Source organism: Paraburkholderia sp. (assembly GCF_034668105.1).
In the GTDB taxonomy this organism is placed as follows: Bacteria; Pseudomonadota; Gammaproteobacteria; order Burkholderiales; family Burkholderiaceae; genus Paraburkholderia.
The window spans coordinates 1-3774 of record NZ_JAXDPY010000586.1; the positions used below are offsets into that span (position 1 = coordinate 1).

Consider the following 3774-nt stretch of genomic DNA (forward strand, 5'->3'; position numbering starts at 1 on the left):
GAGTTGAAGGTATTGCGCGCGAGCATGACGACCTGACCGAGGCCGCTGCCGACGCCGGTCGCTTCCGCCACCAGGACTACCATCCACGCGCCGAACAGGTTCATGCGCAGCACCATGAAGAGCGACGGCAAGATGGCCGGCAGAATCACATGACGGAACGTCTGCGCGCGCGTCGCGCCCATCACGGCGGCGACGTTAAGGTGGGTACGGCTCACGTTGTCGATCTGGCTGATCGTCGAGACGGTCATGACAAAAAAAAGCGAGATGAACACCATGAATACAGCGGGCGCATTACCGATTCCGAACAGGAAGATCGCGACCGGCAGCCAGGCGATCGGCGAGATGGGCGCCAGCAGCGTGATCGTCGGTAGGGTGAGGTTGCCGAACAGGCGGAAGTAGCGGATCGCGACGCCCATCGCCACGCTGCAGACGAAGCCCAGCACCAGCCCGCTTAACACCCGCAACGTCGATGCAACGATGGTCATGGCGAGCGACTTCAGCGCTGTCGAGTTCGAAGCCTCGCCAATCACGTCAGTCGGAATGAAGTACTGCGCTTGCGACGCGAAGTTGCGCAGGAAGATATGCGGGGGCGGCAGCAGAAGCGGATCTGCCCAACCTGCCGCCCATGCCAGTTCCCATGCGCCAATGAAGCACGCCAGCGAGGCGACGCCCCAGCCAAGCGGCACGAGTCGCCGGACGAGGGTGGAGCGTGGCCGGCCGCTTGCTGCCGGGCGCGCCACGTGCCGGTGCGCGAAGAGGGTCGTCGGATCGGCTTTCATGCGGATTTCAGCTTGAGCTGGCCGTAGAGATCGGCGTTTTCCTTGATCACCTCATTGAGCGGCCCCCAGTCGAACATGTCAGCGCCAGGCAGTCGCTTGATGTAGCGCAGGTCCTTCAGGTTCTGCGCCCGCTGCAGGATGAAATTCTGGTTGCTGCGCTGATCGATCATCGCGGGCTGCTTCGCGGCTGCGTCGAGCGTGGCGTCATAGCTCGTTTTGAAGTACTTGCCGACGGTGTCCTTGACGGCCGAGGCGCGGTCCAGTTCTTCCTGATGCTGCGCGACCATCATCGCCTTGATCAGCGCCTTCACCGCATCGCGATTTTCGTGCAGGAGCTTGCTGCGTACCGCGAGAACGCAGTCGGAGTAGTTCGCGCCATATACATCCACACCGTTCGAAAGTTGCACTGAGCCCGGCCTCGCCTTCAATGCCTGCGTCGCGTAGGGCTCGATGTGGCACATTGCATCGACGTTCCCGGCGATGAACGCCTGCGCCAGTTCCGGTGACGTGCCGAAGTAGCGCACCTTGACGTCGGCGAAACTCATGCCGGCCTTCTTCAGGTAATCGTAGGGGAGCATTTCGAGCGTGTCGGCCTGGAATGTGCCGATGGTCTTGCCGCGCAGTTGCGCCGCTGAGGTGATGCCCGCCTGCGCGACGATCACGCAGCCCTGCACGCCCGAACCTGCGACGATCTTGATCGGTGCGCCGGCATCGAAGAGCGTCATGAAGTTGGTGTACGGAACCACGGAGACGTCCACCACACCCGCGCCGAAGAGCGCCGCGATGTCCGCATTGGACGGGGTAGTGACGAAGTCGAGCGTGACGCCCTGCGCGAGATTGCGTTCCTTGACGAGAAAGAACGGACAATTGCAGAGACCCGTGCCGTGCGTCGCCTTGAGGGTCAGCGGGCCAGCCGCCATGGCCTGTGGAAGATAGGCGCCGCCCAACGCCGCGGCGCCGGCCAGACACGCACCGCGCATCAGGAATTCGCGTCGCGTACTGCCGAGTTCGGTCAAGGGATAACCATTCGGGTCTTGCTGAACAAATTTCCTGAACATCGCGTGGTCCTTAGAGAGGTTGAACGGCAGATGGGGAGGTGAAAGTTTCCGCAGGCGATTGCGCGAGCGTTTGTTCCAGCAGGTCGAAGCTGAAAATCTCTCCGAGCGAGCCTGAAATCTGCATTCGTCCGAGCGCTTCCAGCGACCGGGCGCGGGCGAGAATGCACTCGCGAAGCGGGCGAATATCGATGCTCGGCGGCTGCGCAGCGATGCCAGCCAGCAGTTCGTCGAGCGTGAATTCGGGGTAGCGGTACGCGCTGGCGCGCAAGGCTTCGCGGGGATGGTTCGTGATCGCGTCCTGCGCATCGAGCATCGCGCGTAAGGCCGCGCGGATGAGTTCAGGATGCGCGTCGAGAAAACTCTTGCGCGCGACGAGCAATGTGTCGGGATAGTCGCCGCCCCAGGCGTGCAAGCCGTCGCACAGCACCTCGAAGCCGCGCAGCCGAAGGCGGGAAATCCAGGGTTCGATCAACGTCAGCGCCGCAAGGCGGCCGTCGGTCAGATCGTCGAGCGCCCCGGCGAGCGATGGGTACAGTACGCGGTCGATCTGCATGGGGTCCATGCCGTGTACCCTCAGTGCATCGTGCAGCAGGACTTCCATTGGATCGTCCGCGAAGGTTCCGACGCGCTGGCCGCGCAGATCGCTCATCGAAAGGCCCGGCTGCCCCATGAGCGCCATACCGAGCATGCCGCTGCCGCCGACAATGCGCAGCGGATCGGGCCGGGCATGATCGACCAGCGGCTGGGTAAAGCCGGTGGTGCCGAGATCAGCCTCGCCGCTTCTCAGCAATGCGGCGGTGGAACTGAAATGGGCCAGCGCCGGTGCTTCGACCTGCAGGCCATGACGCTCGAAGAGGCCGGTATCGACCGCAACGAATAACGCGAGATTGGAAAGCGCACTGCCGTGCGCCAGAAGCAGTTTTTGCATGACAGAATCTGGGAATCAGGGAATCGCTCGGGCAGACGGCTTGCCGCGCGCGAGGGCTTAACGATGTTTAGCGAAGACCGTGCCAGCGAGTGGGGCATCCTGTGCGCTCAAGCGCATCGCTTTGTTTACAGGATGTTGAGGATAGTGTTTTAAATAAACCTTAAATCCTGTACACAATCGTGCCTCATCCTGTCTTCTAAAAACGCACCACAATGTGGCCGGAAGGCTGATTTCGCACCGCCATGTTGCGCCCGGCACAGTGACTGGGCATCATGCGTTCAAGCCTGTTTAGCTGGGCCTTCAAGCAAGGACACGCACAGTCGTACAGATTACCCTCGCAACAAAAATACAATCTGGCATATAAATTGTGTGCAAATCGGCGATAATCTGCACTGCGGCGAGGCAGTGCAATGGGTGTAGTCAACCGCGCACGTTGCCCTTGTCGTGATTTAACTCGTTACCAGGACCCTTTCATGCCGACTGATAAGAAGAGGGGGAAGACGGCCGAAAACGAAGTGGCTGGCTCCTTCGACGGCGCACATCGCCACGTGATTTACGAGCGCGTGATGAATGCGATTTCGGAGCATCGGCTGCAGCCCGGCACGAAGCTCTCCGAAGACCGGCTCGCCAGCATTTTCAACGTGAGCCGGACCACGGTGCGCTCGGTGTTGCAGCAACTGGCGCACGAACTTGTCGTGACGATCGTGCCGCATCGCGGCGCTTTCGTTGCGAGCCCGACGGTGGAGGAGGCGCGCGAGTTGTTCGAGGCGCGGCGTCAGATCGAATTGCCGATCATCGAAAAGGTGTGCCGTTGCTCGACGAAGAAAGACCTGGCGCGTTTGCGCGCGCACGTGGCACAGGAAGACGAGGCCCGAAAGCGTGATGACCGGCGCACCTCGGTACGGCTTTCAGGCGAATTCCACGTGATGCTCGCGCAGGTGTCGGGCAACCGCTTCGTCGAGCGTACGGTGCGCGGCCTGCAGATGCTCACGTGCCTGACCATCCTGCT

Annotated in this window: 4 protein-coding genes; 1 reads left to right on the forward strand and 3 read right to left on the reverse strand. The window is 61.7% G+C overall.

What is annotated here, in order from left to right; translation table 11 throughout:
- From QOC89_RS25930 to QOC89_RS25940, 3 genes are all read right to left on the reverse strand, one after another.
- On the reverse strand, positions 1–779 hold a 779-nt coding region (locus QOC89_RS25930), incomplete at its 3' end, for an ABC transporter permease (protein WP_323047632.1).
- Positions 776–1837, reverse strand: coding sequence for an ABC transporter substrate-binding protein (locus QOC89_RS25935; RefSeq protein ID WP_323047633.1), 1062 nt, complete (start codon positions 1835–1837; stop codon positions 776–778). The genes QOC89_RS25935 and QOC89_RS25930, both read right to left, overlap by 4 nt.
- 10 nt (positions 1838–1847) lie before the next feature.
- Positions 1848–2765, reverse strand: a complete 918-nt coding sequence (locus QOC89_RS25940; RefSeq protein WP_323047634.1) for an ABC transporter substrate-binding protein — start codon at positions 2763–2765, stop codon at positions 1848–1850.
- A 473-nt stretch (positions 2766–3238) separates the two neighbouring features.
- Here QOC89_RS25940 and QOC89_RS25945 point away from each other — a divergent pair.
- Positions 3239–3774, forward strand: a 536-nt coding sequence (locus QOC89_RS25945; protein WP_323047635.1) for a GntR family transcriptional regulator, incomplete at its 3' end; no start/stop codon positions are given.

Coding starts and splice junctions, on each gene's coding strand:
- QOC89_RS25935 (WP_323047633.1), bottom strand. CDS start 1,837: ATGTTCAGGAAATTTGTTCAGCAAGACCCGAATGGTTATCCCTTGACC.
- QOC89_RS25940 (WP_323047634.1), bottom strand. CDS start 2,765: ATGCAAAAACTGCTTCTGGCGCACGGCAGTGCGCTTTCCAATCTCGCG.